General features: G+C 51.4%; 1 tRNA gene and 1 rRNA gene (1 of these 2 cut by a window edge). Both read right to left on the bottom strand.

From position 1 onward, the window contains the following. A 5S ribosomal RNA gene (gene rrf, locus GY169_RS02675) occupies window positions 1–78 on the bottom strand (it extends 169 nt beyond the left edge of the window). A gap of 38 nt (window positions 79–116) precedes the next feature. Then, window positions 117–193, bottom strand: a tRNA-Thr gene (locus GY169_RS02670). Window positions 194–368: the final 175 nt, after the last annotated feature.

Genomic DNA, 368 nt, shown 5'->3' with positions numbered 1-368 from the left:
ACTACCATCGGCGCTACGGCGTTTCACTTCTGAGTTCGGCATGGGGTCAGGTGGGACCACCGCGCTACAGCCGCCAGACAAATTCTTTACTAAGTGCCGAACTTTAACCTAAAAAGTGGTGCTGATACCCAGAGTCGAACTGGGGACCTCACCCTTACCAAGGGTGCGCTCTACCAACTGAGCCATATCAGGCGTTTCACTTCTGAGTTCGGCATGGGGTCAGGTGGGACCACCGCGCTACAGCCGCCAGGCAAATTCTGTTTATCAGACCGCTTTATGCGTTCTGATTTAATCTGTAATCAAGCTGAATCTTCGTCTCTTCGCCAAAACATCTTCGGCGTTGTAAGGTTAAGCCTCACGGTTCATTA

It is taken from the genome of Kluyvera genomosp. 3 (assembly GCF_011765685.1).
GTDB lineage: Bacteria > Pseudomonadota > Gammaproteobacteria > Enterobacterales > Enterobacteriaceae > Kluyvera > Kluyvera georgiana_A.
The sequence above is the reverse complement of the archived record's forward strand: the minus strand, read 5'-3'. Positions and strand labels throughout refer to the sequence as shown.